Source organism: Kitasatospora cinereorecta, from assembly GCF_024172095.1.
Lineage (GTDB): Bacteria > Actinomycetota > Actinomycetes > Streptomycetales > Streptomycetaceae > Kitasatospora > Kitasatospora cinereorecta.
The window spans coordinates 40,863-66,530 of record NZ_JAMZDX010000009.1 but is presented as its reverse complement, the minus strand read 5'-3'; the positions used below and the strand labels follow the sequence as shown (position 1 = coordinate 66,530).

Sequence of the window (25,668 nt, the reverse complement as noted above, 5' to 3'; positions counted from 1 at the left end):
GGGCGGCACCCGGTCAGGACGGTCAGGACACCAGCGGCGGCTCGTCCACCTCGGCCAGGGTGACGGTGCACAGGCCGCCGCGCTCGGCCTTGACCCCCGTCACCTGCAGCTGCGTGCCCGGCAGCAGGATGAACTCCTCCTCGCCGGTGAACGCGGAGAAGTCGCGGATGCCCGCCGCCCGCCGCGGCTGCACCTCGAACAGCGTCCGCCGGCCGCGCCCGCCGAGGAACGCCCGGGCCACCCCGGGCTCGGAGGTGCAGGAGGACACGCCCCACCAGGTGACGGTCCGCCCCAGCGGGTACTGGCCCCGCAGGTCCAGCGGCACCCCGCGCCACAGCGGCCCGGTGCGCACCGGCAGCTGCTCCACGGCGGAGAACAGCAGCCGCAGGTACGCCAGGTACGGGACGGTCCGCGACCGGTCGGGCGAGCGCAGCACCGCGTTGATCTCGCGGTAGAACGCCGACTCGCAGGTGTACAGGTGCAGGGCCGCGATCGCGTCGGCGGACAGCCCGCCGACCGCCGTGGCGCGCCCGGCCCGGGCGAGGCCGAACTCGTCCGAGCGCTCCACGTGCCGGGCCAGGCCGGGCAGCAGCGCGGCGACCGGTGCGACCGCGTCCCGGAAGGCCATCAGCGGCGTGTCGAACACGCCGGTGATCTCCGGCAGAACGAGGCCCTCGTCCTTCACGCTGGCCAGCCGCTCCAGGTACAGCTGGTGCAGCTCCATGGTGGAGGCGATGAACGCGCCCATCCGCTCGGCGACGCCGTCGTCCGACCCGTCGGCGGCGGCCGCGCCGTCGTTCCAGCCCGTGCTGGGCAGCCAGTCGACCTGGTCGAGGCCGACCGAGGCGAGCGCCGCGTTGACCGTCCGGAAGTGGTCGCCGTCGCAGAAGATGTCGCCCTGCGCCGCCGGATTGGCGTGGTCGATGTGCCGCACCTCGACGTCCGGGTACTTCTTCTGCAGCCGCATCACCACCGAGCGCAGGCTCCGCGCGTGGGCTCCCCACCAGGCGAAGACCACGCCGCGGTCCTCCTCGCCGGCCTCCTGCTTGGCCCGCAGGATCTCCTCGACGATCCGCTCGGCGACCGGCCGCCAGAACGCGGTGTGCCGCTCCGGCCCCATCGCCCCGTCGCTGCTGGCCGTGAGTGCGGCGTTCAGCAGCAGCACGCCCTGGGTCAGCATCGCCTGGAACCACTCCGGCGGCTGGACGGTCTCCTCCTTCTTCAGCAGCGCGCGGACGTCGGCGATCGGGGTCTTCTTCGGGATGCCGTACTTCCACATCGCCGCCGCCTTGATCAGGCAGCGGATGCTCACCACCCGGCCGAACTGGCTGTCCTTCCAGTCGTGGAAGGTGTTGTCGAACATGGCGATGCCGGTCGCGCTCTCCGGCCTCGGGTACGGGTTCTGGCCGAAGACGACCACCTTCCACCGGTGCGGCGCGTGCGGCTTCAGCGCCTGGAAGGTCAGCTCGCGCACGGGCACCACGTCCGGGCCGCGGCCCGGGCCGATGAACGAGGCGGCGTCCGGCTGCGCCTCGATCACCGGCTTCAGCAGTGGCAGCCACGGCTCGCCGCCGCCCCGGAACAGCTCGGCGAGCGCCAGCGGGTCAGCGGGGTCGACGGGGGTGGGGGTGCTGGCATCGCTCATGGGGACGGAACTCCGGGGATCGCGCGGAAGGGTCCTGACGACACGTACCCGTGAGGGCGCGTCAGGCCGGTGACGATCTCCAGTGATAGCGGCCGCCGCTGACATTCCGCGCCGCCCGCGTTGTCAGCCCCCCGCCGTAGCGTCGGCACCACTCACCGAGTCGACCGACAGGAGACAGCCATGACCGTGGACCGCGTGCAGCCGCGCCTCAAGGTGGTACTGACCGACCTCAACGCCACCGTGGTACGGGCCTGGCGGGCGGCGTTCGCCGACTCCCCCGGAATCGAGATCCGCACCGACTCCATCCTCCACCAGGAGGTCGACGCCTGGGTCACCCCCACCAACTCCCGCGGCCGGATGGACGGCGGCACCGACGCGGCGATCAAGCGCCACCTCGGCGCCGGCATCCAGCTGCGCGTCCAGCGCCGGATCCGCAGCCAGTACGGCGGGCTGCTGCCGGTCGGCAGCGCCGTCTGCGTCCCGTCCGGCGCGACCACCCCGCGGTTCCTGATCTCCGCGCCGACCATGGAGGCGTCCGCGCAGAACGTCAGCGAGACCCTGAACGTGGCCCTCGCCTGCGCCGCCGCCTTCCAGGCCGTCCACCGGCAGAACCTCGCGGCGCCCGGCAGCATCACCTCCGTCGCCCTGGTCGGCATGGGCGCCAGCACCGGGCAGGTCCCCGCCCGGGTCTGCGCCAACCTGATGTGGACGGGCTACACCCTGTTCAACGACCACTGCTTCGAGGACGACGACGACCTGCGCGCCACCGTCACCGCCCAGCTCCACGACCTGGAGAGCGCCCCCGCCACCACCCGCGTCCGCATCACCCCGCCCCGCACCCGGCGTCCCGCCACCACCCGCGGCTGAACCGGCGGCGCGGCGCCCTCACTCCGTACCCTCCAGCACAGCGACCAGGGCCGGCCAGCTCGCCGCGAACCCGGGGTGCAGCCGCAGCGCGCCGACCTCCGCCACCGTGCACCAGCGGTACGCACTGCCCTCGCCGTCACCCCTGCGCCGCCGCGGCGGCTCCGCACGGTCCGGACCGCCCTCCGGACCGGCGAGGTCCGCGACCACCGTGTGGTACGCCCAGCCGCCGTGGTCGTCGACGAGCGTGTGCAGGTGCCGCAGCGGCGGCACCTCCCCCACCTCCTCCGCGAACTCCCGGCAGGCCCCGTCCCACGGGCTCTCCCCCGCCCTCAGCGCCCCACCGGGCACGCTCCACGTACGCCCGTGGTGCACCCGCCACGACCGCCGTTGCAGCAGCAGCCGCTGCCCGCGCCGCACCAGCAACCCCGCCGCCCCGTACGGCCCCCAGTGCCGGCACCCCCGCCGGTCCCTGACGAACCCGTGACTGCTGTCGACCACGTTCTCCCCCGATCTCCGCCGACCGCCCGCACCCTGGGCACATCGTCCCCGGTGGCGGACCAACGAGGCACCCTACCGGCGATGTCCCCGGCGGCAGCGTCGTCAGAGACCGCCGGGTCCGTTCCAGGCCCCCGTCTCGCCGACCCACAGGACGTTCACCTGACCGTTGGTGTCGACGTAGAACACGTCGAGCTGCTCGTCGCACCGCCGGGTGCCCGCGAGCGCGGCCCCGGCCGGGGCGGTGCCCGGCGCCGTCAGCGCCGCCGGACCGCTCCACCCACCCGTCTCCGCCACCCACAGGACGTTCACCACGCCCTTGCTGTCGACGAAGAACACGTCGAGCTGCTCGTCGGACTGCCGCGCCACCGCAAGGGCAGCCAGCGCCGGGACGGTACCGGGCGGCGTCAGAACCGCCGGACCGCTCCACCCACCCGTCTCGCCGATCCACAGGAGGCCCACCGCACCGTTGGTGTCGACGAAGAAGACATCGAGCTGCTCGTCGGACTGCTGGGCAGCCGCGAGCGCGGCCCCGGCCGGGGCGGTGCCCGGCGGCGTCAAGCGACTCGGTCCGTTCCAGCCACCCGTCTCGCCGACCCAGAGCACGTTCACCGCGCCGTCGTTGTCGACGAAGAACACGTCGAGCTGGTCGTCGAACTGCCGAGCGGCCGCGAGCGCGACCCCCGCCGGAGCGATGTCCGGCGGCGTCAGAGCAGCGGGACCGTTCCACCCGCCCGTCTCGGCCACCCACAGCACGTTCACCACACCCTTGCTGTCGACGAAGAACACGTCGAGCTGCTCGTCGGACTGCCGGGCGGCCGCGAGCGCGGCCCCCGCCGGGGCGGTGCCCGGCGGCATCAGCGCCACCGGACCGTTCCACCCTCCCGTCTCGGCCACCCACATCAGGTTCACCGCGCCCTTGCTGTCGACGAAGAAGACATCGAGCTGCTCGTCGGACTGCCGGGCCGCCACGAGGTGCGCCCCGGGCGAGGCGATCCCGGTGGCGGCCAGTTCGGCCGGGCCCTGCCACACCCCGTCCGCGCCGGCCCACAGCACGGCGGGCGTCCCGAAGCGGTCGACGAAGAGCACGTCGGTCTGCTCGTCCGACTGGCGCTCGGCGGCGAGGGACCCTCCCGGCGCGGTCACCCGGCCGTAGATGTAGTCGACGGTCGCCCGGTCCTCGGGGCTCGGCGCGTCGCGCTGGCCGACCTGGCAGGCGGCCGAGTCGTTGACCTTCAAGGTCGGCGGCTGGGTGCGCTCGGGATAGTGCATGATCGAGCCGCAGTCGTACGGGCCGACGGGCGCCGCACGGGCCACCGGGCCGTAGTCCGGCGGCTTTCCCCCGCTGATGGTGACGAAGGCGGATGCGTCGGGCCGCTGGTGCTCATGACGCAGGCCGATCGCGTGGCCCAGTTCGTGGATGATGGAGCCGGGTTCGAACTTCCCGGGAGGGAACGCGACCGGTCCGTTCCAACTGCCGGTGCCGCCCACCCACATCACCGCCAGTGCGAGGTCGCTGCCGACGTAGAGCAGGTCGAGCTGGTCGTCGTTCTGCCGGGCGCACGCGAGGGCGGCCCCGGTGGGGGCGGTGTCGGCCGGGGTGAGTCCGACGGGCCCGTTCCACCCACCCGTCCCGACCACCCACATGACGTTCACCATGCCGTTGTTGTCGACGAAGAACAGGTCCAGCTGGTCGTCGGACTGCCGAGCGGCCGCGAGTTGCCCGCCCGGACGGGTCGTGCCGAGTGGAGTGAGGTCGACCGGGCCGGTCCAGGTCCCCGTCCCGGCGACCCACAGGAGGTGAACGGCACCGTCCGTACCGACGTAGAAGAGGTCGAGTTGGTCGTCGCTCTGCCGGACCGCGGTGAGCGGGGAGACGATGGAGGCCGCGCCGCGGCCGGTGAGGTCGAGTGGGCCCTGCCAGGCGCCCGTCCCGCCCACCCACATCACCCGGATCACGCCGTCCATGCCGACGTAGAAGAGGTCGAGCTGGTCATCGGTCTGCCTGCCCGTGGCCACCGACGAACCCGGGGAAGCGGTACCGGGCGGGGTCAGCGCGACCGGTCCGCTCCACGGCCCGGTCGCGGCGACCCACATGACGTTGACCGCGCCGGTGTTGTCCACGAAGAACAGGTCCAGCTGCTCGTCGGACTGCCGAGCGGCCGCGAGCGCGGCCACGACGGGAACGGTACCGGGCGGGGTCAGCGCGACCGGTCCGCTCCAGGGCTCCGTCTTGCCGACCCACATGACGTTGACCGCGCCGTTGGTGTCGACGAAGAACAGGTCCACCTGGTCGTCGGACTGCGCAGCGGTGGTCACCTGTCCGCCGGGCCAGGCGGTCTTGGGCGGGGTCAGGGCCACGGGGCCGTCCCAGGTACCCGTACCGGTGACCCAGGAGACGCGGACGGCGCCGTCGGAGTCCACGTACAGGCAGTCGACCTGGTCGTCCTGCTGGTTGACCGCCGAGACCGGCGCGCCGGCCGGGATGCCCGGGAAGAAGGCGAGGACGACCTTCTGTCCGCCGCCCGCCCGCCCGACGGGCGAGTTGCAGCGGACCTCGTCGGGAACGAGTCGAAGGAAGTCCGGCTCGCTGTTGCGCGGGACGAACGAGACGACCGTCGTCGAGCTCCAGGCCTTGAGCGCGTCGTCGACCGCCTCCCGCTCGGTCGAATCCGGGGGGAACGACAACGCGTCGATTTCGTACGGGATCGTGGCCTGCGGCCAGCGCTTGGACCTGTCGAACGTCGCGTAGCCCATCGGCCGTACCTCTGCGATCCGGGAGCAGGGGGAACGGGCACGGCCCCGGGATGCGGTCACGTGCCGGTCGGTCGCTCCCAGCATGACGGTCCGCGACGGCGGGACCTCGCATCTGCTGCTCGCGCGCCGGAGCAGGAGGGGTTGCCGTGGGGCGCACGCGCGTGACGGATGCGCCGCACCCGGCCCACCCGCGGCGGCCCGGCCGGGTCTGTGTACGATGAGCGGCCTGCCGAGCCGGGCACCGCATGACGCACCGGCCACCGGGAACCGGGGGGAACAACTCGCATGACCACCAAGCGACCGCTGCGCGCGGCGACCGTCCTGCTGTCCGCCGTCGTGGCGACGGCGCCGCTCGCGGGCTGCGCCAAGAAGGCGGACCAGCACCCGAGCGCGGACGCCACGCCCGTCGCCGCGGCGGCGAGCGCCAGCGCCGAGGCGTCGCCGAGCCCGAGTCCGAGCCCCAGCGGGAGCGCTTCGCCGGGCGCGAGCCCGAGCGCGTCGGCCAGTGCGTCCGCGAGCGCGTCGGCCGCGAAGCGCTCGGCCGCGCCGACGGCCGCGAAGACCACCGCCGCGCCCGCCCCGGTGGCCAAGGCCGGACCGGTCGCTCCTCCGCCGCCGCCGGTCACCACGCCGCACACCCCGCCGCTGCAGAGTTCCTGCAAGCCGAGCTACACCGGCACCAACGCGCCGCGCGCCGACGTGGACGCGGCGCTGGCCGCGGCCGCTGCCAAGAGCCGGACCTTCACCCTCAGCAAGGGCGGCAGCGAGACCCTGCCGCCGCTGCCGACCGCCCTGGTGAAGGCGATCGCGTGGCAGGAGAGCGGCTGGCAGTCCGCGATCCTGGCGTGCGACGGCGGCATCGGCACCATGCAGGTGATGCCCGGCACCGTCGCCATGATGAACACCAAGTTCGGCACCACCAGCGACGCCCAGACGCTGGCGGGCAACGTGCAGTTGGGCACCCAGCTGCTCGACTGGCTGGTCGCCTACTACGGCGACTCCTGCTTCGGCGGCACCTACGACCTGTCGCCCGACCCGGCCACCGGCAAGACGCCGCTGCTGGACCTGGTGATCGCCGCCTACAACGCGGGCGCGGGCAATGTGCACTACAACCCGGTCACCGACCCGGCGACGGGCGTCACCACCGGCGTGTCGGTGATCCCCAACCCCTCGTACGTCGCCAACGTGAAGGCCCTGATGACGAAGGCCCCCTGGACGGCCGGCTGAGCCGCCTCAGTCGACGTCGGGGTCGGCACAGGGGTCCGCGACCGGGCGCAGCAGGTGTCCGACGAAGGCCCCCATCAGCATCGGCAGGTCGACCACCAGCATGCCGAACAGCAGGCCGACCACCTCCAGGTACCCCGTCGGATCGAAGAACAGCAGGATCGGCAGACCGAAGGCGCCGGAGGCGGCCACCAGGGCCGCCACCCCGCCGATCCCGGCCGCCACGCACGGCCGCCAGGCCCGGATCCGTCCGAGGACCACGCCCAGCACCAGGGCCGAGGCGGCGACGGCCGCCAGGTACTCCTGAATCGGCGGGTCGTGCGGGCCCGACCACCCCAGCACCCACGGTCCTGCTCCGACCGCGGCCACCCACCCCAGCACGCCTGCCCACACCCACCGGTCCAACGCCGTCACGGCTCCCCCTCTCCTTGGTGGGTGCCACAGTGTCAGACATATTGAACGCGTTCAACTTTGCCGCGCGGCCCTGGGTTCCCTACGGCTTCCGGAGGACCACCAGCTGGCGGGTGGCGCGGGTCATCGCGACGTAGCGGTCGACCGCGCCCTCGACACCCTCGCCGAAGGCGTCCGGCTCGACCAGGACGACCAGGTCGAACTCGAGGCCCTTGGACAGTTCGGGTGTGAGCGAGCGGATGCGCGAGGTCTCACGGAACGCGGGGTCGCCGATGACGCAGGCTGTGCCGTCGGCGTGCTCGGCGAGCCAGCTCTCGAGGATCGCGTCCAGCTCCGTGACCGAGCCGTGCCGCACCGGGATGCCGCTGCGGCGGATGGAGGCGGGCACGTTGGCGTCCGGGAGCGCGGCGCGGATGACCGGCTCGGCCTCCGCCATCACCTCTTCGGGCGTACGGTAGTTGATGGTCAGTGAGGTCACCGTGGCGCGGTCGAGGCCGATCCGGGCGAGCCGCTCCTGCCAGGACTCGGTGAAGCCGTGCCGGGCCTGGGCGCGGTCGCCGACGATGGTGAAGCTGCGCGAGGGGCAGCGCAGCAGCAGCATCTGCCACTCCGCGTCGGTCAGTTCCTGCGCCTCGTCAACCACGATGTGGGCGAACGGGCCGGCCAGCCGGTCGGGGTCGGCAGCGGTGAGGCCGGATTGGTCGACCAGGCTGTCCTGGAGGTCGCGCCCGCGCAGCATGGTGACGACCCCTTCGCCGTCGGCGTCCGCCCGGACCAGGTGGTCGATGACCTCGGCCATCTGCGCGCGCTGGGCGGCGACGGCGGCCTTGTTCCGGCGCAGGCGCCGGTCCGCGTCGGCGTCGCCGAGCCGCTGCCGGGCGGCGTCCAGCAGGGGCAGGTCGGAGACGGTCCAAGCCTCGGTGCTCTTCCGGCGCAGCCTGCGGACGTCCTCCGGGTCGAGCCAGGGTGCGCACCTGCGCAGGTACGCGGGCACCGACCAGAGGTCCGCGACCAGGTCGGCGGCGTCAAGCATCGGCCAGGCCCGCCGGAGCGTGGTGACCAGTTCCTCGTCCTGCCGAAGGGCGCGTCCGAACACCTCGGCCGGCACCTCGCCGTCGAGCTTGTCCAGCAGGATGGCGACCAGTTCCTCCCAGATCTGCTCGCGCGCCTCGTTGTGCGGGGTGCCGGGCTCGGCCGCGTCGAACGCCTCGGCCCAGTCGGCGGCGCTCAGCCACAGGTCGGCCCAGTCGGTGGTGACGGCCATCCCCTCGGCGGGCGGCTCCTCGTAGAACCGGACCGCCGCCTCGATCGCCTTCACCATCGCGGCGGAGGACTTCAGCCGCGCCACCTCCGGGTCGCTCTCGACGACCGCCGCGGCGCCTTCGTCCACCAGGTCGCGCAGGGTGCACGTCTGCACGCCCTCCTCGCCGAGGCTGGGCAGGACGTCGGCGACGTAGTCGAGGTACGGCCGGTGCGGGCCGACGAACAGCACGCCACCGCGGCGGTGGCCGAGCCGCGGGTCGGCGTACAGCAGGTAGGCGGAGCGGTGCAGGGCGACCACGGTCTTGCCGGTGCCCGGGCCGCCGTCGACCACCAGGGCGCCGCGGGAGTCGGCCCGGATGACGGCGTCCTGGTCGGCCTGGATGGTGGCGAGCACGTCCCGCATCCGGGCCGACCGGCTGGCACCGAGGCCGGCGATGAACGCGGACTGGTCGTCGAGCGCGGCGTGCCCCTCGAGAGCGTCCGGGGTGAACACCTCGTCCCAGTAGTCGGTGATCCGGCCGCGGGTCCAGCGGTACCGGCGGCGGCTGGCCAGACCCATCGGGTCGGCGTGGGTGGCGGCGAAGAACGGCTCGGCCGCGGGCGCGCGCCAGTCGAGCAGCAGTCGACGGCCGGCGGGGTCGGTGAGGCCCAGGCGCCCGACGTAGACGGGCTCGGGGTCGTCCGCGCCGACCATCCGACCCAGGCACAGGTCGAGGCCGTAGCGGCGCAGGGCGCGCAGCCGGGCGGTCAGCCGGTGGACCTCCAGGTCGCGGTCCATCGCCTCCCGCCCGGCGCCGCCGGGTGCGCGGCGGGCCGCGTCGAGGCGGTCGGACAGCTCGGCGATCGCCCGGTCGAGGCTGTCCGCGACGGCCGCGAAGTGCTCCTCGTCGCCCGCGATCAGCGCCGGGTCGTCCTTGGGCGCCAGGTGCTCGGGCAGGTCGAACGCACGAGTGGTCAGGGGGTTCACGCATCAGCTCCGTTCTGAGGCCGTTCCCGTTTCGCAGCTCCCGGCCTCGGTGAGCGATTGTGCGGGAGGACGGGGGCCTTGCCGCAAGGCCCCCTGTGCGCTATACGTTGAGAGTGGCAAGGAGCGGCTTTCCCTCCTTGCCTCCGTCATTTACCCCACAGGTCGGACGCCCGCTACGCTGGTGATCATGGCGGAGTGGGAGATCCGGCCGGCCGCGGCGGCGGACGTCGAGGCGGTGGCCGAGGTACGGGCCGTGGTGATGCGACCCGATCTGGAGCGGCTCGGACGTTACGACGGGCACCTGGTCCGCCAGCGGCTGCGGGACGCCTTCGCTCCCGAGCACACCTGGGTGATCGAGTCGGACGGCGCCGTCGCCGGCTGCGTCGCCCTCCGCCCGGCGGAGGACGCCCACTGGCTGGAGCACTTCTACCTCGCCCCGCACCTCCAGGGCGGCGGCATCGGCACCGCCGTCCTGCGCGAACTCCTCGACCGCTGCGACCGCGACGGCCTCCCGGTCCGGCTCAACGTCCTCCAGGGCAGCCCGGCCCGACGCCTCTACGAGCGCCTCGGCTTCACCCTCGAGACCGAGGACCCGGTGGACGTCTTCATGCGCCGCGATCCCGCCACCGCCGCACCGCCGCGCCTGGTGCTCTGACCGGGAACGTTTACCGGGTTGGCGGCGGCAGGGCCGGAACCGGTTGGATGAGACAGACATCCGACGGGATTGGGGGCGTGGTGGCGGAGTTGGTCAACATCAGGAGGCTGACCGAACGAGAGGGCCAGTAGCTACAACCGATCGTGCGCCGGGGCAGCACCCACACGGTGCGCTATCGACGGGCGAGGTCGTCGGCCCGCACAAGGTGTCGCAACTTGACCGAAAGCCCACGACGCCGCCGGTGCCGAACCCCCGGACCTCGCCCCGTCTTCCCGTTCCCGTCCACTCGCCCTCGTCGCCGCGCTCATGACGGCGCGTCGCATCGCTCACGCGAATCACGAAATCGGAGACTTCGTGATCATGCACTTGATCCTGGAGCCGGAGCCGGGACAGTGGTCGGGCCCTGGAGAGGTGCGCAAGCCGATGGTCGTGCCTAGCGTGGAAAGAGGGACAGTGCAAGGGGCCTCCAGGTGACAGTGTGATTCGGGCACGTTCGAAATATGTCGAGTCGCTGCCCGATGCCGCCCGCTTCGGCAGCGCTGACGCCGACCGGTCCGACCGACGAAGCCTCGACGGAAGGAGCGTTTCGATGGACGTCGAAATCATGAGAGCCGCACGGCCCGTCGCGGCCGGCCAGGCGGTCTGCACTGCAGGATCACGCACCGTCGTCCCTGCCATTGAGAAGGGAAACCTGCACACCAGTCCGTTCTTCGGGGTGGCGCTGGAATCAGTGACTGCCGGGAACGTCAGGGTTCAAATCAGCGGTGCTTTCACCGGCCGCATCGGCCCCGGCAGGCCCGGCGCGGTCGGCGTCAACAGTGCGGGAAAGCTTGTCCGCGCTGCGGACATTGCTGCGGACATCAATGACAAATGCGTGAGCGCTCCGAACTGGATCGGTGACTGCGATTCCTCGGGGACGGTGACAATACGCCCCCGCCGTGACACGCGCCTGAATGTGCTCGACTTCGGAGCGGCGGGGAACGGCCTTACCGACAAGAATGCCGACGACACGGACGCGATTCAGGGCGCCCTGGACTGCGCGATGCGCCTCGGCAGCACCGACGGTGGTGTCGTCTACCTGCCCCCTGGTGAATACCGGATCAAGAGGCCTCTCATCGTCTCGAACGGTTGCATTCTGGAGGGTGCCGGCCTGGCTTATCATGACGAAACCAGTCGAATCATCGCGGACGTCGAATCCGGAAATTTCAACCTGTCCGCCAGTACTCACATCGGCGAGGTCGGCGGGGAGACCGTTTATTGCGCAATTGCCTTGGTGGGCTTCGAGCCAGGATTGGCCATGACGCCCCCTCGCGGCCGCTCGGACTATGCCGTGCTTCGCCAGTTGGCCCTCCATTCGGTCCCCGCCCAGGGAGATCCCGGCGCCACCCACCAGGCTCCACAGATGGATGGCATACGTGTCATGGCGACCGGCGTATGCATCGAGCGAATGAGCGTTGTGAGCTTCCGCCGCAACGGAATAGCGATATCGTCCAGCGAGGTCAGGCCGGTGGTCAGTGTCGGCCTCGTGCAGATACGCGACTGCCGCCTCACCAGCAACGGTCGAAATGGTCTGGACATCGGCGGCCTGGACAATGTCAACGCCAGTGCCATGCTGGTTGTGGACGTTGATGCCACGTCGAACGGGCGTGATGGAATATATGACCACTCGTTCCTTTGTTCCACCTTCGTCTCGTGCCACACGGCAGCGAACCGACGTCGAAACTTCAACTGCGAGGGCACTCCGAGGGCCTCTGTGTACGTCGGCTGCTACGGTGAGATCGATGCGCCATCGGTTTTCCAGGGCAGAAATATTGCTGTCGTCGGAGGGGATATAGACAATACCTCCGACTCGGTGTTCTGGGGTTTCAGTCCACTCGGGAATGGATCTACTTTCCTTCGCATCAGGAACAACCATTCCGACGTGCACAAGTACTGGGTCTCCGACGACGGGATCGATGTCGAGGAGGGGGAGCGGCAGACGCCGGGGAATAACTTTGTGTATCGAGCAGTTCACGCCGGGCGTACTTTTGGGTCGAATAGACTGCCCCCTGAGAGGAAGGGTATTCCCGCCTTCCCGAAGATGGCGGACGCGAAGCTGGAAGAGCGCGACGGCCTGCTGTGGCTGTGCGAGGGCGAGTACCGGCCCAACGTCTCGGCGTTCAATTGCCTCGGAAGTGATACGGACTCCACGATCATTCAGGACTACGGCTACGACAAGCCGAACACCGGAAGCCAGACCCCCTTCTTCCGCACCCAGGCGGACTCGCGTACGCCGCAGATCAAGGGCAGGATTCGAACATCTCTCACGGCCGGGGTGGACTGCCCCACGTACGATCAGAACTCGTACGAGAACGGCCCGGTTCCCGGCGGGCTGATGCTTCCCAATGCCTGGATCGGCAGCTACGCCTTCGGTGAGCGGAGGATCGGGGTCGTCTACACCGGATCTCCCTTCACGGTGCCGCACGGCGGCAGCAGCGTCGATTTCTACAGCCCGGGCGATCTGATGCTCAATGCCACCCCGGTCCCTGCGGAGAAGGGGAAGCGTCAACCCGATATCGGGTGGGCGGTGAAGGCGCTGTGCGGAATGCGACCGGCCGCCGCAGACGCCGCCTGGGCGCATCAGAAGCACTACCGCATCGGGGATGTCATCAGGCCGGCGAATCCCAACGGGCGCGGCCACCTGTATCGGTTGACCGCCTACCCCGGCGGCCAGACCTACCCCCTGGACAATCGCTCCGGCGACCAGGAGCCGAACTGGAACCCGATCGTCGGCGGCGTGACTCCCGACAAGGACCTGGAATGGCAGACGATCTATGACATGGACGCTCCCGAAAATGCATGGGTCATTGAACCGCTTCCTCGGCGCGCGGAAAGCCAGGTGGACTCGCAAGCGGCGGACCTGGCCGGCCTGAAGGCAGACTTCAACGCACTTCTTGCCAGGATGAGAAGGGCGAACCTCTTGGAATGAGGCACTGCTCGATCGAGAAGTGCCCAGTCTCGTCGGGTGAGGCGGAGGGCTCGTAGCGGCGCTCACCGGGGGCCGCTGGACGTGCGCACCGGGAACCACCCGGCCGAGCTGACCATGCTCATCCTGGCGCGGGACCGGCCGAAGGACCCCTCGCCAGCGCTCTGACATAGGTTCACCGCTCCTAGTTGGCGCCGTACCTGAGAACACACCTGCCCTGACCGCCGCAGGAGCCGGGAGCCCCGGCGGCGGACGCATCCATCAACTCGGCGCGCCCGCTGCAGACGCGCGCCGCGGACGCCCAGGTGGCGCTCACCCGCCTCGGAGTGCTCGGGCAGGAGTGTCACGCAGGTTGGCTCAACGTCAGCTGCACCGACCTTCGTCGAGCCGACAGCGTGTACAAGGTCAACCTGCGCGGGGCGTCGCTGATCAGGGCCAATATGCGCCACGCCGAACTCGGGACCTCGATTCTCTACCAGGCCCGCCTGACCGAAGCCGATCTGCGCGGCGCACGCCTACTCAAAGCCGACCTGCGTGAAGCGAACTTCTCCGGCGCTGACCTACGAGAGGCGAATTTGCGCAAAGCCCGTGCCGCAGGGGCCGTGTTCGTTCGCGGACCTGCGCACGGCCGACCTCCGGGGCTGCGACCTCAGCGGTACCGACCTGCGGCGATCGAAACTGGAAGGCGCGCTGGCGAGCGACCTCACCACCAGGCCGGCCGGCTTCGAGGTCGAAGCGGCGGGCGTGGTCGTCTCCGAGGCCCCGGGCACCGAGGCGGACGTCCTTCTGCCGGCCGCCGCGATCATGATCCCGGCCCCGGCTCTGCAGTCGGACCTGACACCTGATCCGACCGATTCATCGGATTGAGTGGTCAGGCACCTGGTCGGTAAGTCTCCGAACCTTGACCGGCTCCGCCACCGTGTTTCCCCGGATCTCGGATTGCCACCCGCATCCAACCGGTCGGGACAGTGCCACCGCCAACCCGGTGTACCTATGCGGTTTGGGGCACTAGGCATGTGCCGAAGGTGTTGTCCGGCGCTTCCGGGCGCGGCGACGCGCCGTCAGGAAGGCCGTCCCCCAGGGCAGCAGGACGAACAGGCCGAAGAAGAACCAGAGGATGCCCAGGAAGTCGTCCAGTTGGTGCGGACCTCCGCCATACGGCTTGGGCACGAGCAGCACCCAGCCCAGCAGGGCGGGCAGCAGCCACGACAGCGTCCAGTACAGCGCGGCCCGCCGGCCGCGCGGGCCGCGGCCGCAGGCGATCCCCAGCGCGATCATGATCCACGTTCCGTACAACGGCCAGAGCAGGGCGAACATCATGATCCATTCGCCCGGGCCTTCCGGTCCCCCCACCACACCGATCATGCGGCCAGCGTAGCCACGCGGCGGCCCGGCGGGCACCCGTTGCACAACGCTCCGAATCGCCTTCCCCGGCGGTCCGCCCGGGTCTAGGGTGCAGCTGATCACGTTCCGTCGGGGGGAATCGACATGGATGAGCTGCGCGGCAGCCATCGGGTGCACTTCGTGGTGGCGGCGGTGCTCTGCGCGGCCACGCTGCTCTGCCTGGTGTCAACCTGGCTGCCCGGCGCCTTCACCGTGCCGATGTGGCTCGTCGCCACCCTGTTCATCGGGGTGTTCCCGGTCTTCGCCACCGCGCTGTTCCGCGGCGTCGTTGTGGCCCGCCTGCCGGGCCGGGGCAACGGCTACCTCCTGCTCCGCTACGTCCTGCTGCTGCCGCCCGCCCTCAAGGTCGCCTACGGACTCGTTCTCGGCCTCGCGGCACTCGGCTTCGCCACCGGAGCGGGCAGCGCCGAGGACGCTCAGGCCGACGCCTCGGGCTACTTCTACAGCCACTGGGACAGCCAGGCGCAGCCGCCGCACAGTGTCCGGGTCGACCTCACCGAGAGCGAGTACCGCCGGGCGTTGAAGGGCCAGGCCCGCATCTTCACCGCCGGACCGGCCGTCTTCTACGCCGTCTCCGGGTTCCTCGTCCTCGTCACCGCCTCGGCGGCCCCGTCCCCGGCAGGGACTGCCGCGCGGCGCTCCGGCGGCACCGCGATACGCGGCGGCTCTCAGCGGTAGCCGGTGGCGTCGGCGGGCTTCCCGGCCTCCTGGACCTCGACCAGGTACCGCCAGCAGTCGGGGCTGCTGCCGTCGCGGTCGGTGAAGCCGTACTCCCGGGCGAGCGCGCCGCTGGAGAGCGACCGGCCGTTCCACCGGGAGACCCCCGGGTCCGCGGCCAGGGCGGCGACCGCGCGGCCGACGTACGCGGGGCTCTCGGAGATGCCGAAGTGCGGCTGGCGGGCGAGTGCGTCGCGCCAGTTCGCCTCGGTGACGCCGAAGTGGTCGAGCATCATCTCCGACCGCAGCCAGCCCGGGGTCAGCGCCACCGCGGTGGCGCCGCGCGGGCCGAGTTCATGGCCGAGCGCGAACGCCATCCGCAGCACGGAGGACTTGGCGAGGTCGTAGAAGAGCGAGTTGCGGTAGTGGTCCCCGTTGTACTCGGCGGTGCCGTCCGTCATCTCGACCACCAGCCCGCCGGGGTGCGCCAGCAGCAGCGGCACGGCGAAGTGGCTGGTGATGGCATGGGTGTCCACCCCGAGCCGGAGCAACCGCAGCCCGTTGTCGAGGTCGTGCTCCCACACCGGGGTGTCCCAGCCGAACAGGTTCTCCCCGCCCCAGACGTCGTTGACGAGGACGTCCAACCGGCCCTGCTCGCTGTCGATCCGCTCCACCAGCGCCTGGACCTGGGCCGGGACCAGGTGGTCGGTCGGCACGGCGATGCCGCGGCCGCCCGCCGCGGTCACCAGGTCGGCGGTGTCCTCGATGGTCTCGGGCCGGTTGTACTCCGAGCGCCGCTCCCGGGTGGTCCGCCCGGTCACGTACACCGTCGCCCCGGCCGCGCCGAGTTCGACCGCGATCCCCCGTCCCGCCCCGCGGGTCGCTCCCGCGACCAGCGCGACCTTCCCGTCCAGCACCGCCGCCATGGCTCACCCGACCCCGCTCGACCGTTGTCCGCCCTGTTCGCCCCATTCTGGCCCCACCGCGCCCGACCCGGGCCTCAGGAGCCCGGTGCGCCGACCCCGGACAGCTCCGCCTCCACCCGCCGTACCACGGCGTCGTACCGGTCGGCATCGAGGTGGAACCACGGCAACGGCGCCGCCTCGTACGGCACCTGCCACTCCGACCACTCCACGATCCCGCCGATCCGCTGCACGACCACCGACAGGTAGCCGCAGCAGCCACCCGTGCAGTCCGGCTCGCCCATCCGCACCCGCCGGGGCTCAACGGTCGCCCGCAACGGGCTCGGCGCGCCGACCGGGAACAGGTGCGCCAGGAAGAGCCCGCAGGCATCCTCGCCGACGGACTCGACCGCCACGTCCCGCCCGTTGACCTCGATCCGCACCTGGCCGGGCCACCGCTGGCCTTCCGGCACCACCTCGACACGCAGCCGATCGAACATCACGCCAGCCTACGACGGGCGCCGGCGCGCGGACGAAACTCGGATGCCCGGCAGCGCTCCCGCACGGTCTACTCGAACCTGCCCGAGCGAACGGATGTCGAGGGAGGGGCCGGTGGAGGACCCGGAGTTCACTGTGTCACTGACCGGATCCGGCGGGGCCGGTATGGAAGCGGTCAAGGCGGTACGGTCCCTGACCGGGCTGAGCCTCTGGCGCAGCAAGGACGCGCTGGCGAACGCGCCGGTGCCGCTCATCGAGCTCGTCCCGCTCGAGACGGCCACCCGCGCCGCCGAAGTCCTGCGGCAGGCCGGCGCGCAGGCCGCCGTGGTGTGCACCTGGTGCGTACGGACGCTGCCCGCCGACGGCAGCCCGGTCGACCCCGGACCGTGCGAGTCGCGCTACTGGCCGACCGCCCACTGCCGGGCGAACTCGCTCACCAGCTGCGACAGCGAGTGGTGCGCCACCTACGGCACCGATCTGCTCACCCGCCCGGCGCCGACCGAATAGATGTGCGGTCGTGATCACCGCTGCGCTAGGGTCCCCCGGTGATCGAATCGGAGAACAGGCCGGGCTCACCGTGGTGGGGACTCTTCCGGGCGAAGGTGGCAGCCTGCTGGTTGCGGCTGCTCGTGGTTCAGCTGCTGTTCTCGGTGGCGTACGTGGCCGGCTGGCTGCTTCAGGCGGTGGTGGACTGGACGATGCCACCGCCCACCGGGTACCTGCTGTTGCTCGCCCTCAATGGGCTCATCGCCGCCTGGAACTGGTCCACACAGCTGCGGATTCTCGACGGTGACGCGGACCTTATGACCGCACTGCTTCCGGACGTCCGGCGGATCACACGTCTGTGGGGCTGGTCGCTCCTCCTGAGCCTGCCCGGCCAGTCGGGACTGTTGGTCTATGTCCTGGACGACCGAACCTTCGGCGACTTCATGTTCTCGCCCATGCCGATCGTGGTCGGGCTCTGTTCTCTGTACCTGTCGTTCGGCGCATCCCTGCTGCCGATGGCGATCCTGGTGGAGGGCCAGGGCATCCGCCGGGCGTGGCGACTGTCCCACACCGGGCTCCGCGTGGTGCTACCACTGGTGGCTCTGGTCCTGCTCGCGTCCCTGAGCTTCCCGCTGCTGCAGCAGGTGGTCATCGCCACTGTCGACGGCTCCGGGAACATAGCGCTCGTCATCCAGCTCTCGCTGCTGGTGGCGAACCTGGGGCTCCAGCCCCTCACCACGGCGGTGCGGTACGTCGTCTACCGCCTGTCCCCGCTGCACCCCTCCGCCGCCGCTGCCCCGGTGGCCGACCTCGCCCCGGCCGCGGCGCAGGAGGCCTGACCCGTCAGTTCCGGGTCGGCAGCGGGCTCGCGTGGGTGAGTTCGGCCCACCGCGCCGCAACGTCCGCGTGGCTGCCGGTGGCGGTGGCCGCGGCCACGGCGGCGATCTCGTCGGGGGCGGGGTCGCCGTCGCGGTGGAGCAGGTGGAGCGGCCAGGCGGGGGCGTCGGCCGGACCGCCGTCGTACGGGTGCCAGTCCCAGGGGCCGTCGAAGCGCCAGGCCCGGCCGTCGTGGTCGACGAGGTCGTCGCCGGTCTCCAGGAAGGCGTAGGGGCGGAACAGCAGCGCGAACCTGACGGGTTCACCGCCCGCGGGGTCGACGGTGTGCCCCTGTTCCTCCAGCTCGGGGTCGAAGGACTGCCCCTGGAGCAGGAACTCGATGTACGCGGCGGGTCGGGGCAGCCAGCCGGTCTCCAGCGGCGGGTCGAAGTGGTCCACCGCCAGGACGTGCACGACGGTCGGGGCGATCCCGACCAGGCACCGGTCGCCGGCCCGCAATTGGTCCTCGGGCGGCACGGTCCGGAAGTAGGAGTCCGTCCAGCCGTGGTCGGCCGGTGTCGGCAGTGCGACGTCGCCGTTCCACTCGATCCCTCGGGCCTCGGTGTCCACCTCCCACCACGGCCAGCGGACGGCGACGTGGTACCGGCCGACGGCCGCGACGGTGGCGCTGGTGAACGGGCACTCCATCCGCAGGACGTCGCCCGTCCGGTACGGCACCTCGCCGCAGGCTCCGCCGTCCGCTCCGCCCGTCGTCTCGTCCACGCTGCTCCTTCCTGTCGCGCAGCGATCATCGTAGAAGTCCGGGCCGACAACCCGCGGCGGTGTGGCTCGGGTGCTGCCGCCCGGGCGCGAGTTGACGCGATCCCGGCGGTGTCCGGGGCGCCGTACGACCGGGACCTCCCACCGACCGGGCACCCCGCCGTCCCACCCGCCGCCCGACCCCACCTGGCGCACACCGCCTGACGTGGCAGGCTTGCCGTCCATGAGCCTGGGAGACGGTGTTGAGGTGCCGCCGCCGTTGCTGGTGGTGGACGCGGCCAATGTGGTGGGTTCGGTGCCGGACGGCTGGTGGCGGGACCGCCGGGGTGCGGCGGAACGCCTGCGGGATGCGCTGGTGCCGGTCGCGGCGCGGGGGTTGGCGGGCCGTCCGGGTGCGCCTCGGTGGGCGCAGGCCGGTCCGGTGGAGGTGGTGCTCGTCGTGGAGGGCGCCGCCCGCGGGGTGGAGGGGCTGCCCGGGACGGGGGTCGCGGTGGTGGCGGCTCCCGGCAGCGGCGACGACCGGATCACCGAACTCGTCGCCGCCGCCAGGAGTACGCATCCGCACCGCGAGTGCCTGGTGGTGACCGCGGACCGCGGGCTGCGGGCCCGGGTCACCGCGCTCGGTGCGGAGGTGTGCGGCCCGCGCACGGTCCGGCCGGCCTGACTGCTGGACCGGCGCCCGCGCATCCCGCCACCGGGGCAGGGTCCTACCAGGCCACGGGCAGCTCGTGCACCCCGTACACGATCATGTCGGTCCGGTACCGGATCGACTCGTACGGCACGGCCAGCCGCAGCTCGGGCAGCCGCCGGAACAGCGTTTCCAGGGCGATCTGCAACTCGGCACGGGCGAGCGGCTGGCCGAGGCACTGGTGCACGCCGAAGCCGAAGGCGAAGTGGCGGCGGGCGTCGCGGCCGATGTCGAGCCGGTCGCCGCCGGGGAACACCTCCGGGTCGCGGTTGGCCGTGGAGACCATGCAGAGCACCCCTTCGCCGGCCCGGATCGGGGTGCCGTCGAGGTCGACGTCCTCGACGGCGACGCGCGGAACGCCGAGGTGGACGATACTCAGCCAGCGCAGCAGTTCCTCGACGGCGCCCTTGGCGATGCCCGGTTCGGCGCGCAGCCGGGCGGCCTGCTCGGGGTTGCGGAGCAGGGCGAGGGTGCCGAGGGCGGTCATGTTGGCGGTGGTCTCGTGGCCCGCGACCAGCAACAGGAGGCCCATGGCGGCGGCCTCTTCGAGGGTGATGTCGGGTCGGGCGGCGAGGCGTCCGAGGACGCTCTCGTCGGGGTGGCGGCGCTTGCGGCCGGTCAGCTCGCGCAGGTAGTCGGTGAGCTCGCGCTGGGCGACGCCGACGTCCTCGGCGGGGGCGGCGAGGTCGAGCAGGGCGGTGCTGCGGCTCTGGAAGAACGTGTGGTCCTCGTACGGGACGCCGAGCAGGTGGCAGATGACCAGGGACGGTACGGGGAGGGCGAAGGCGCTGACCAGGTCGGCGGGCGAGCCGCCGGCGATCATCCGGTCGAGGGTGTCGTCGACGATCCGCTGGATCTCGGGGCGCATGGCCTCGATCCGCTTGACGATGAAGTCACCGGTGAGCATCCGGCGTTGCCGGGCGTGTTCGGCGCCGTCGAGGCGCAGGAAGGTGGGGGTGGCCCGGGTGACCAGTTCGCGGCGGCCGGGCGAGAGGAAGGGGAAGCCGGGGTGGCGGGCGTCGGCCGAGAAGCGCTGGTCGGCGAGGACGGCCCGGACCTGGGCGTGGCCGGTGACCAGCCACAGGGAGCTGCCGTCCCACAGTCCGGCGCGGGTGACGGGGGCGGTGTGGAGGGCCTGTTCGTAGGCGGGCGGGGGGTCGAAGGGGCAGCCGCCGCGCGAGGCGGGGACGGCCAGGTCGGCGGGGTCGGTCGGGGTGGCGCGGTGTGCGGCGGTGGTCATTCCGGTCCTTCCGGGTCTTCCGGTGCTGCCACGCAGGGCGTCGTGGTCACGCGTCGTGGACACGCGTCGCGGTCGCGTGTCGTGGACACGTGTCGTGGTCACGCGTCGTGGTCACGCGTCGTGGACGGTGATGGCGTTGCCGGGGCACAGGGCGGCGGCGAGCCGGACGGAGGCGTACTGCTCCGGCGGCGGGCCGGGGTGGAGCAGGCGGACCAGGCCGTCGTCGTCGGACTGGTCGAAGACCTCGGGCGCGGTCAGGACGCACTGTCCCGAGCCGCAGCAGCGGTCCTGGTCGACGGTCACCTTCATCGAGCACCTCCGGCGGGGGCGGGCAGGGTTGCCTGGGGTCGGGAGCACTTGCCTGGACAGCGGTGCACTTGCCTGGAACTCGGGAGCACGTGCCTGCGGGCGGGGAGTACGTGCCCACGGGTCGCGGGCTCCCGGCCGACGTCGAAACGGTTGCCTGAGTCAACCGATAGCACGCCAACCAATGCCGTGCGTACCCACGCGGGCAACTCCCGTACCAACTGCCGCCAGGTGTCCGGATCCGTGCACCCGCTTTCGGCCGTCCCGCGGCCGCCGGCCCACGGGGGCGACCCGCGACCGCGACCGGCCGGGGCGGCGATTTGAGGTTCCCGCGCGGGAAAGTTCTATGGTCGGGGCCATGGTCGACGGCCCGAACATGCTCACGGTCGGTCAGCTGGCACGCCTCGCCGGTCTGACCGCCAAGGCGCTGCGCCACTACGACCGGGTGGGGCTGCTGGCTCCCGCGGTGGTGGATCCGGACACCGGGTACCGCTTCTACCGCACCGAGCAGATCGCCCACGCCCGTCTGGTGCAGCTGTTGCGCTCGGTCGACCTGCCGCTCGACCAGGTCCGTACCTGCCTGGCCGCCCCGGACGACGAGCAGGTGCTGGCCGAGGTTCTGGCCGCCCACCGCCGCCGTCTGCAGGCCCGGCTGGACCGGGTCCGCGGCGACCTGCACCGCATCGACCACCTCCTCGAGAACGGAGCCCCGACCATGACCGCCCAGGACGCCGCCCCCTCCCCCGCCGACACCGCGGCGGACGAGCGCCGCACCGCCGTCGACCTGTTCAACGGCGTGTGGCGGCTGCTGGAACGGGAGGACCGCTCACCCGAGGACGACGACCGGATGTTGCACATGGCCCACGCCTCGCGCCACCACTGGGGCCAGGTCGGGCAGCCGGTGAACCTCAGCCGGGGCGAGTGGCAGTGCTCGCGCGTCTACAGCGTGCTGGGACGATCCGAACCCGCCCTGCACCACGCCCGGCGCGGCCTGGAGATCTGCCGGGCGCACGGCATCGGCGACTGGGACCTGGCCTACGCGTACGAGTCCCTGGCCCGCGCCCACGCCGTGGCCGGCGACCGGGAACAGGCCCGGACGTGGACCGAGCAGGCACTGGCCGCCGCCGAGGACATCGCCGAGGACGACGACCGCGAACTGCTGCTCAGCGACCTCGAGACCATCCCCGGGCAGCCACGCTTCTGGTAGCGCGCCCGGGCCGCACCGCCCGGCCGATCAGGCCTGGCCCGCCCGGCCCGCCTGCCCTCACCGACGTGACCGACCCGTCTCCGGCTGACGGCCGGTCAGCGCGGCCGCGGCCACAGCGGCGGCCACCGCCACGGTTCCGGCGGTCGCCGCCGTGGCCAGGAAGCCGCGATTGCCGCGCCAGGAGAGCACCGACCAGCACGACTGGGCCGACAGCAGCGAACCGAGGCTCAGCCAGGACCCGGCCGAGACCGCCGACAGGGCGCTGCCGATCGAGGCGGCGGACAGGGTGCTGCCGACCGAGCCGATCGACAGCACAGACCCCACCGAGCCGATGGAGAGCACCGATCCGACCGAGCCGATCGACAGGTACGAGTCCTTCGACCAGAGCGAGAGCTCTGATCCACCCGGGAGTACGCGTCCGATCATGCTTCGATCGTATCGCCGAGGGGGCGCCGCGGCGGTCAGTTCCGCCGGGCCGAGCGCGTGTTCCGCCGGTACGGGTACCGCGCCCACCCCCGCGCATCCGGCGGTCGTCACTCACGGCGCGCCGACCACCGGTACCTCGACCGGCACCGTGATGCCGTAGCCGGAGAACTCGACGACCATCCGTCGGATGACCGGGTCGTGGTCGGCCCCGGCGTCGCTCGCAGCGACCAGGACCGTCTCCAGGGTGATCGACCGGTATTTGTCCCCGTCCAGCACCACGGTGCCGGTCACGGTGTTGCCCGGCGTGGCCGGTTCAAGGGTGTAGGCCGAGTCGCTCGCGACGTAGCTGAAGACGTACGTCCCGCCGTCGGCGGACCTGGTGACACTGCCGAGGCTGCGCAGGTGGGCGAGGAGTTCCTGGGGGGTGACCGCGATCAGTTTGCTCACCTCCACGGTGCCGAGCGGCCCGACGGGCGGGTGGCCCTTGCTCCACTTCCCGGTGCCGATGTGGAGGAACTCCTGGTCGTCGATGATCCGCCATTCCTCGTGCGTCAGGTCCGAGGTGAGGTAGGCCCGGTGCTGGGTCGGATCGGCTTCACCGCGGTAGGTCGCGACGTAGTCGGCCTCCGGACGACCCTGGCTCTGCACGGAGTAGGTGAGGGTGACCTGGTAGCCGGTGCCGGACCCGGCCGTTGGCGTGGCGGAGGCCGGTGCCACGACGGAGGGCCGCCCGGCGGGCGCCGGGGCGAGGACGCCCGCCACCGCGACCACCAGCGCCAACGTGCCGGTGCCGACCGCGACCCGTCGGGCCACCCGCGTTCGGCGCGCGCGGCGGCCGCGGTGCAGCAGCTCCTCGACCGGCGCCGGGGCCGTCGTGGTCTGACGGTCGGCCAGTGTCCGGATCACGTCGACGACGTCCGCCGCCTCCTCCCCCCGCTCCGGCCCGCACTCTTCCTCGTTTCCGGGCTCGCTTGCGTGCCCGTTCCCGCGCTCGGTTCCGCGTCCGCTGGTCACAGTGCCGCCTCCTGGTACTCCCGGAGGGCCTCGCGCAACCGCGCCATGGCCCTGAAGTTCTGACTCTTGACGGAGCCGACCGTGCAACCCAGCACGGCTGCGGTCTCCTTCTCGCTCAGGTCCTCGATGTGCCGCAGCACGACCACCGCCCGCTGCCGGTACGGCAGGGCGAGCAGCGCCCGGCGCAGCTCGTCGTCGGGTTCGCGCGGCGCCCCGGTGGGCTCGGCGATCCGGTCGGCGGCCTCGAAGGCGTCGGCGCTGAGGACTTCGCGGCGGATCCGACGCCACCAGCTGACGTGGCCGTTGGCCAGCATCCGCCGCAGGTAGGCGTGCGGATCGGCGGTGGAGACCCGCGGCCAGCAGACGTACAGCTTGACCAGGCAGTCCTGGAGCAGTTCCTCGGCCCGGTGCGGATCGCCGGTGAGCAGGGTGGCGGTGCGCAGGTGCCGGGGCCATGCCGCCCGGACGAAGGCGGCGTAGTCGGCGTCTCTCGTTGATCGACTCACGGTCCCTATACGCCCGGGAGGGGGCGGATGGTTGTCACGCCTGCGGGACGAGTTGTCCTTTGCCCGCCCGAACAGCCCGCGCCGACAGGCGAGATACGGCGCAGGAGCCTACGTTGAAGACGAAATGGCACATATCGCGCCCGGATTCGTCAAGGAGACATCGTCATGAACAAGGGACAGCTCGTCGAGGCGGTCGCCGGACAGCTCGGCAGCCGCGCCGCCGCGGAGGACGCCGTGGACGCCGTCCTCGACGTCATGGTCCGCGCCGTGGTCGCCGGGGAGCGGGTGTCGGTCACCGGCTTCGGCACGCTGGAGAAGGTGCAGCGCTCGGCCCGGTACGCGCGCAACCCGCAGACCGGCGAGCGGGTGCGGGTGAAGAAGTCCACCGTCCCGCGCTTCCGCCCCGGCCAGGGCTTCAAGGACCTGGTGTCGGGCACCAAGAAGATGCCCAAGGAGGGCCCGTCCATCATGAAGGCCCCCAAGGGCTCGCTGACTCCCGGCGCGTCCGGCGCCGCCGCCACGTCAGCGACCAAGCGGACGGCCGCCAAGAAGACCACCGCCAAGCGCGCGAGCGCGGCAACGGCCGCCCCGGCTGCGGCGGCGAAGAAGGTGACTGCCAGGAAGACCACCGCGAAGAAGACCACCGCCCCGGTCACCGCGAAGAAGGTGACCGCCAAGAAGACCACGGCGACAGTGGCCAAGAAGACCACCTCCGCCGCGAAGAAGGCGACGGCGACCAAGGCGACCGCCAAGAAGGTCGCCGCGAAGCCGGTCACGGCGAAGAAGACCGCGGCCGCTGCCAAGAAGACGACGGCTCCGGCCGCCCGCAAGACCACGACCGCCAAGAAGACGGCGACGGCGGCCGGCAAGAAGGCCGCCGCCAAGCGGACGACGAGCCGCGCCGCCGGCTGAGCGGGTGGTCCCGTCCCGTCCCGCGTCCCCCCAACGCTGTTCCCAACCGATCGGAGACCTCGATGGCAACGATGACCGTCTGGCGCTTCCCGACCGCGGACGGGGCGGCCGAGGCGTTGCACGTTCTCCGGGAGCTCCAGCGGCGGAAGCAGATCGTCGTGGAGAACGGGGTGGTGGTGAGTTGGCCGGCCCACGCAGACGAGCCCACCACCAGCGAACCGAGCAGCCTCACCGGAATGGGTGCACTGGGCGGCGGTTTCTGGGGTCTGCTGATCGGTTCGTTCTTCCTCGCGCCGGTCGTCGGTACGGCGGTCGGTGCGGCCGCCGGGGCCGCCGCCGGACACTTCGCCCGTGCCGGGGTGGATCCGGCGTTCATCGCACGGGTCCGGGAGCGCGTCACCCCCGGGACCTCGGCCCTGTTCCTGCTCACCTCGCACGCCGTGCTCGAGGGCGTCCGGCCGGCCTTCGCCCCGCTGCACGGTGAACTCATCGAGACCGACCTCTCCCCCGAACAGGAGGCCCGCCTCCGCGCGATCGCCGACGACGCCGCCGACAGCGACGGCTGATTCCCGTCCTT

Annotated in this window: 26 protein-coding genes and 1 pseudogene; 13 read left to right on the top strand and 14 right to left on the bottom strand. The window is 71.8% G+C overall.

What is annotated here, in order from left to right; all coding sequences use genetic code 11:
* Window positions 1–22: 22 nt before the first annotated feature.
* Complete coding sequence (locus tag FHR36_RS37540; protein ID WP_253804676.1) at window positions 23–1,645, bottom strand: ADP-ribosyltransferase domain-containing protein; 1,623 nt, start codon at window positions 1,643–1,645, stop codon at window positions 23–25.
* A gap of 180 nt (window positions 1,646–1,825) precedes the next feature.
* Between FHR36_RS37540 and FHR36_RS37535 the strand changes: the two genes are divergently transcribed.
* Window positions 1,826–2,512, top strand: a complete 687-nt coding sequence (locus FHR36_RS37535; RefSeq protein ID WP_253804675.1) for a macro domain-containing protein — start codon at window positions 1,826–1,828, stop codon at window positions 2,510–2,512.
* Between the two features lie 18 nt (window positions 2,513–2,530).
* Here the strand turns inward: FHR36_RS37535 and FHR36_RS37530 are convergent, their stop codons facing one another.
* Both FHR36_RS37530 and FHR36_RS37525 read right to left on the bottom strand, forming a co-directional pair.
* Window positions 2,531–3,010, bottom strand: a complete 480-nt coding sequence (locus FHR36_RS37530; protein ID WP_253804674.1) for an NUDIX domain-containing protein — start codon at window positions 3,008–3,010, stop codon at window positions 2,531–2,533.
* A gap of 102 nt (window positions 3,011–3,112) precedes the next feature.
* Entirely contained in the window at window positions 3,113–5,764 is a 2,652-nt protein-coding gene (locus FHR36_RS37525) for a beta propeller lectin (protein WP_253804673.1), read from the bottom strand.
* A 285-nt stretch (window positions 5,765–6,049) separates the two neighbouring features.
* Between FHR36_RS37525 and FHR36_RS37520 the strand changes: the two genes are divergently transcribed.
* Window positions 6,050–6,991, top strand: coding sequence for a lytic transglycosylase domain-containing protein (locus tag FHR36_RS37520; protein WP_253804672.1), 942 nt, complete (start codon window positions 6,050–6,052; stop codon window positions 6,989–6,991).
* Between the two features lie 6 nt (window positions 6,992–6,997).
* Here the strand turns inward: FHR36_RS37520 and FHR36_RS37515 are convergent, their stop codons facing one another.
* Both FHR36_RS37515 and helR read right to left on the bottom strand, forming a co-directional pair.
* Window positions 6,998–7,402, bottom strand: a complete 405-nt coding sequence (locus tag FHR36_RS37515; protein WP_253804671.1) for a hypothetical protein — start codon at window positions 7,400–7,402, stop codon at window positions 6,998–7,000.
* A 79-nt stretch (window positions 7,403–7,481) separates the two neighbouring features.
* The gene (gene helR / locus FHR36_RS37510; protein WP_253804670.1) at window positions 7,482–9,629 is read right to left on the bottom strand and encodes an RNA polymerase recycling motor ATPase HelR; all 2,148 of its coding nucleotides are present in this window, start codon (window positions 9,627–9,629) and stop codon (window positions 7,482–7,484) included.
* Window positions 9,630–9,816: 187 nt separating this feature from the next.
* Here helR and FHR36_RS37505 point away from each other — a divergent pair, with 187 nt between their 5' ends.
* The 4 genes and pseudogenes from FHR36_RS37505 (at window position 9,817) to FHR36_RS37495 (ending at window position 14,116) form a co-directional block, all read left to right on the top strand.
* The gene (locus FHR36_RS37505; protein ID WP_253804669.1) at window positions 9,817–10,284 is read left to right on the top strand and encodes a GNAT family N-acetyltransferase; all 468 of its coding nucleotides are present in this window, start codon (window positions 9,817–9,819) and stop codon (window positions 10,282–10,284) included.
* 589 nt (window positions 10,285–10,873) lie between these two features.
* Window positions 10,874–13,252 carry a glycoside hydrolase family 55 protein gene (locus FHR36_RS37500; RefSeq protein WP_253804668.1) on the top strand — a complete coding sequence of 793 codons (2,379 nt, stop codon included), beginning with the start codon at window positions 10,874–10,876 and terminating at the stop codon, window positions 13,250–13,252.
* 437 nt (window positions 13,253–13,689) lie between these two features.
* Window positions 13,690–13,776: pseudogene (locus FHR36_RS40455) on the top strand (hypothetical protein); the annotation flags it as partial.
* Between the two features lie 7 nt (window positions 13,777–13,783).
* Window positions 13,784–14,116, top strand: a complete 333-nt coding sequence (locus FHR36_RS37495; RefSeq protein ID WP_253804667.1) for a pentapeptide repeat-containing protein — start codon at window positions 13,784–13,786, stop codon at window positions 14,114–14,116.
* Between the two features lie 141 nt (window positions 14,117–14,257).
* Here FHR36_RS37495 and FHR36_RS37490 read toward each other — a convergent pair whose 3' ends face one another.
* Window positions 14,258–14,614, bottom strand: coding sequence for a hypothetical protein (locus FHR36_RS37490; protein ID WP_253804666.1), 357 nt, complete (start codon window positions 14,612–14,614; stop codon window positions 14,258–14,260).
* A gap of 123 nt (window positions 14,615–14,737) precedes the next feature.
* On the opposite strand from FHR36_RS37490, the gene FHR36_RS37485 reads away from it, so the two are divergent.
* A complete protein-coding gene (locus tag FHR36_RS37485) occupies window positions 14,738–15,331 on the top strand; it encodes a hypothetical protein (protein WP_253804665.1) in 594 nt (197 codons plus the stop codon).
* On the opposite strand, the gene FHR36_RS37480 is transcribed toward FHR36_RS37485, so the two are convergent.
* Window positions 15,322–16,236 (bottom strand): SDR family oxidoreductase, encoded by a 915-nt coding sequence (locus tag FHR36_RS37480; protein WP_253804664.1) that lies wholly within the window; start codon window positions 16,234–16,236, stop codon window positions 15,322–15,324. The genes FHR36_RS37485 and FHR36_RS37480 overlap by 10 nt on opposite strands.
* A gap of 74 nt (window positions 16,237–16,310) precedes the next feature.
* Window positions 16,311–16,712 carry a hypothetical protein gene (locus FHR36_RS37475; protein WP_253804663.1) on the bottom strand — a complete coding sequence of 134 codons (402 nt, stop codon included), beginning with the start codon at window positions 16,710–16,712 and terminating at the stop codon, window positions 16,311–16,313.
* Between the two features lie 43 nt (window positions 16,713–16,755).
* Between FHR36_RS37475 and FHR36_RS37470 the strand changes: the two genes are divergently transcribed.
* Window positions 16,756–17,217 carry a ribosomal protein L7/L12 gene (locus tag FHR36_RS37470; protein ID WP_308199732.1) on the top strand — a complete coding sequence of 154 codons (462 nt, stop codon included), beginning with the start codon at window positions 16,756–16,758 and terminating at the stop codon, window positions 17,215–17,217.
* A gap of 38 nt (window positions 17,218–17,255) precedes the next feature.
* Window positions 17,256–18,035 carry a hypothetical protein gene (locus FHR36_RS37465; protein WP_253804661.1) on the top strand — a complete coding sequence of 260 codons (780 nt, stop codon included), beginning with the start codon at window positions 17,256–17,258 and terminating at the stop codon, window positions 18,033–18,035.
* Window positions 18,036–18,039: 4 nt separating this feature from the next.
* Here FHR36_RS37465 and FHR36_RS37460 read toward each other — a convergent pair whose 3' ends face one another.
* Window positions 18,040–18,795: a hypothetical protein gene (locus FHR36_RS37460; RefSeq protein WP_253804660.1), complete on the bottom strand. Its 756-nt coding sequence runs from the start codon at window positions 18,793–18,795 to the stop codon at window positions 18,040–18,042.
* 220 nt (window positions 18,796–19,015) lie between these two features.
* Here FHR36_RS37460 and FHR36_RS37455 point away from each other — a divergent pair, with 220 nt between their 5' ends.
* Window positions 19,016–19,456: an NTP pyrophosphohydrolase gene (locus tag FHR36_RS37455; RefSeq protein WP_253804659.1), complete on the top strand. Its 441-nt coding sequence runs from the start codon at window positions 19,016–19,018 to the stop codon at window positions 19,454–19,456.
* A gap of 43 nt (window positions 19,457–19,499) precedes the next feature.
* Here the strand turns inward: FHR36_RS37455 and FHR36_RS37450 are convergent, their stop codons facing one another.
* Together FHR36_RS37450 and FHR36_RS37445 are read right to left on the bottom strand one after the other, a co-directional pair.
* Window positions 19,500–20,720 (bottom strand): cytochrome P450, encoded by a 1,221-nt coding sequence (locus tag FHR36_RS37450; protein ID WP_253804658.1) that lies wholly within the window; start codon window positions 20,718–20,720, stop codon window positions 19,500–19,502.
* 111 nt (window positions 20,721–20,831) lie between these two features.
* Complete coding sequence (locus FHR36_RS37445) at window positions 20,832–21,029, bottom strand: ferredoxin (protein ID WP_253804657.1); 198 nt, start codon at window positions 21,027–21,029, stop codon at window positions 20,832–20,834.
* A gap of 355 nt (window positions 21,030–21,384) precedes the next feature.
* Between FHR36_RS37445 and FHR36_RS37440 the strand changes: the two genes are divergently transcribed.
* Window positions 21,385–22,233, top strand: a complete 849-nt coding sequence (locus tag FHR36_RS37440) for a MerR family transcriptional regulator (RefSeq protein WP_253804656.1) — start codon at window positions 21,385–21,387, stop codon at window positions 22,231–22,233.
* 57 nt (window positions 22,234–22,290) lie between these two features.
* Here the strand turns inward: FHR36_RS37440 and FHR36_RS37435 are convergent, their stop codons facing one another.
* The 3 genes from FHR36_RS37435 to FHR36_RS37425 form a co-directional block, all read right to left on the bottom strand.
* On the bottom strand, window positions 22,291–22,659 hold the full coding sequence (locus tag FHR36_RS37435; protein ID WP_253804655.1) for a hypothetical protein: 369 nt from the start codon (window positions 22,657–22,659) through the stop codon (window positions 22,291–22,293).
* A gap of 111 nt (window positions 22,660–22,770) precedes the next feature.
* Window positions 22,771–23,673, bottom strand: a complete 903-nt coding sequence (locus FHR36_RS37430; protein WP_253804654.1) for a hypothetical protein — start codon at window positions 23,671–23,673, stop codon at window positions 22,771–22,773.
* Window positions 23,670–24,179, bottom strand: coding sequence for a SigE family RNA polymerase sigma factor (locus FHR36_RS37425; protein ID WP_253804653.1), 510 nt, complete (start codon window positions 24,177–24,179; stop codon window positions 23,670–23,672). The genes FHR36_RS37430 and FHR36_RS37425 overlap by 4 nt, the downstream gene beginning before the upstream one ends.
* 165 nt (window positions 24,180–24,344) lie before the next feature.
* Here FHR36_RS37425 and FHR36_RS37420 point away from each other — a divergent pair, with 165 nt between their 5' ends.
* Entirely contained in the window at window positions 24,345–25,091 is a 747-nt protein-coding gene (locus tag FHR36_RS37420) for an HU family DNA-binding protein (RefSeq protein ID WP_253804652.1), read from the top strand.
* 62 nt (window positions 25,092–25,153) lie between these two features.
* On the top strand, window positions 25,154–25,657 hold the full coding sequence (locus FHR36_RS37415; protein ID WP_253804651.1) for a DUF1269 domain-containing protein: 504 nt from the start codon (window positions 25,154–25,156) through the stop codon (window positions 25,655–25,657).
* The last annotated feature ends 11 nt before the right edge of the window (window positions 25,658–25,668 follow it).

What these genes read in the sequence shown, in the direction of transcription:
- FHR36_RS37535 (WP_253804675.1), top strand. Translation starts at nt 1,826, where the DNA reads ATGACCGTGGACCGCGTGCAGCCGCGCCTCAAGGTGGTACTGACCGAC.
- FHR36_RS37485 (WP_253804665.1), top strand. Translation starts at nt 14,738, where the DNA reads ATGGATGAGCTGCGCGGCAGCCATCGGGTGCACTTCGTGGTGGCGGCG.
- FHR36_RS37480 (WP_253804664.1), bottom strand. Translation starts at nt 16,236, where the DNA reads ATGGCGGCGGTGCTGGACGGGAAGGTCGCGCTGGTCGCGGGAGCGACC.
- FHR36_RS37475 (WP_253804663.1), bottom strand. Translation starts at nt 16,712, where the DNA reads ATGTTCGATCGGCTGCGTGTCGAGGTGGTGCCGGAAGGCCAGCGGTGG.
- FHR36_RS37505 (WP_253804669.1), top strand. Translation starts at nt 9,817, where the DNA reads ATGGCGGAGTGGGAGATCCGGCCGGCCGCGGCGGCGGACGTCGAGGCG.
- FHR36_RS37440 (WP_253804656.1), top strand. Translation starts at nt 21,385, where the DNA reads ATGGTCGACGGCCCGAACATGCTCACGGTCGGTCAGCTGGCACGCCTC.
- FHR36_RS37525 (WP_253804673.1), bottom strand. Translation starts at nt 5,764, where the DNA reads ATGGGCTACGCGACGTTCGACAGGTCCAAGCGCTGGCCGCAGGCCACG.
- FHR36_RS37490 (WP_253804666.1), bottom strand. Translation starts at nt 14,614, where the DNA reads ATGATCGGTGTGGTGGGGGGACCGGAAGGCCCGGGCGAATGGATCATG.
- FHR36_RS37455 (WP_253804659.1), top strand. Translation starts at nt 19,016, where the DNA reads ATGAGCCTGGGAGACGGTGTTGAGGTGCCGCCGCCGTTGCTGGTGGTG.
- FHR36_RS37420 (WP_253804652.1), top strand. Translation starts at nt 24,345, where the DNA reads ATGAACAAGGGACAGCTCGTCGAGGCGGTCGCCGGACAGCTCGGCAGC.
- FHR36_RS37520 (WP_253804672.1), top strand. Translation starts at nt 6,050, where the DNA reads ATGACCACCAAGCGACCGCTGCGCGCGGCGACCGTCCTGCTGTCCGCC.
- FHR36_RS37540 (WP_253804676.1), bottom strand. Translation starts at nt 1,645, where the DNA reads ATGAGCGATGCCAGCACCCCCACCCCCGTCGACCCCGCTGACCCGCTG.
- FHR36_RS37450 (WP_253804658.1), bottom strand. Translation starts at nt 20,720, where the DNA reads ATGACCACCGCCGCACACCGCGCCACCCCGACCGACCCCGCCGACCTG.
- FHR36_RS37500 (WP_253804668.1), top strand. Translation starts at nt 10,874, where the DNA reads ATGGACGTCGAAATCATGAGAGCCGCACGGCCCGTCGCGGCCGGCCAG.
- FHR36_RS37415 (WP_253804651.1), top strand. Translation starts at nt 25,154, where the DNA reads ATGGCAACGATGACCGTCTGGCGCTTCCCGACCGCGGACGGGGCGGCC.
- FHR36_RS37470 (WP_308199732.1), top strand. Translation starts at nt 16,756, where the DNA reads ATGCCCGGCAGCGCTCCCGCACGGTCTACTCGAACCTGCCCGAGCGAA.
- FHR36_RS37445 (WP_253804657.1), bottom strand. Translation starts at nt 21,029, where the DNA reads ATGAAGGTGACCGTCGACCAGGACCGCTGCTGCGGCTCGGGACAGTGC.
- FHR36_RS37435 (WP_253804655.1), bottom strand. Translation starts at nt 22,659, where the DNA reads ATGATCGGACGCGTACTCCCGGGTGGATCAGAGCTCTCGCTCTGGTCG.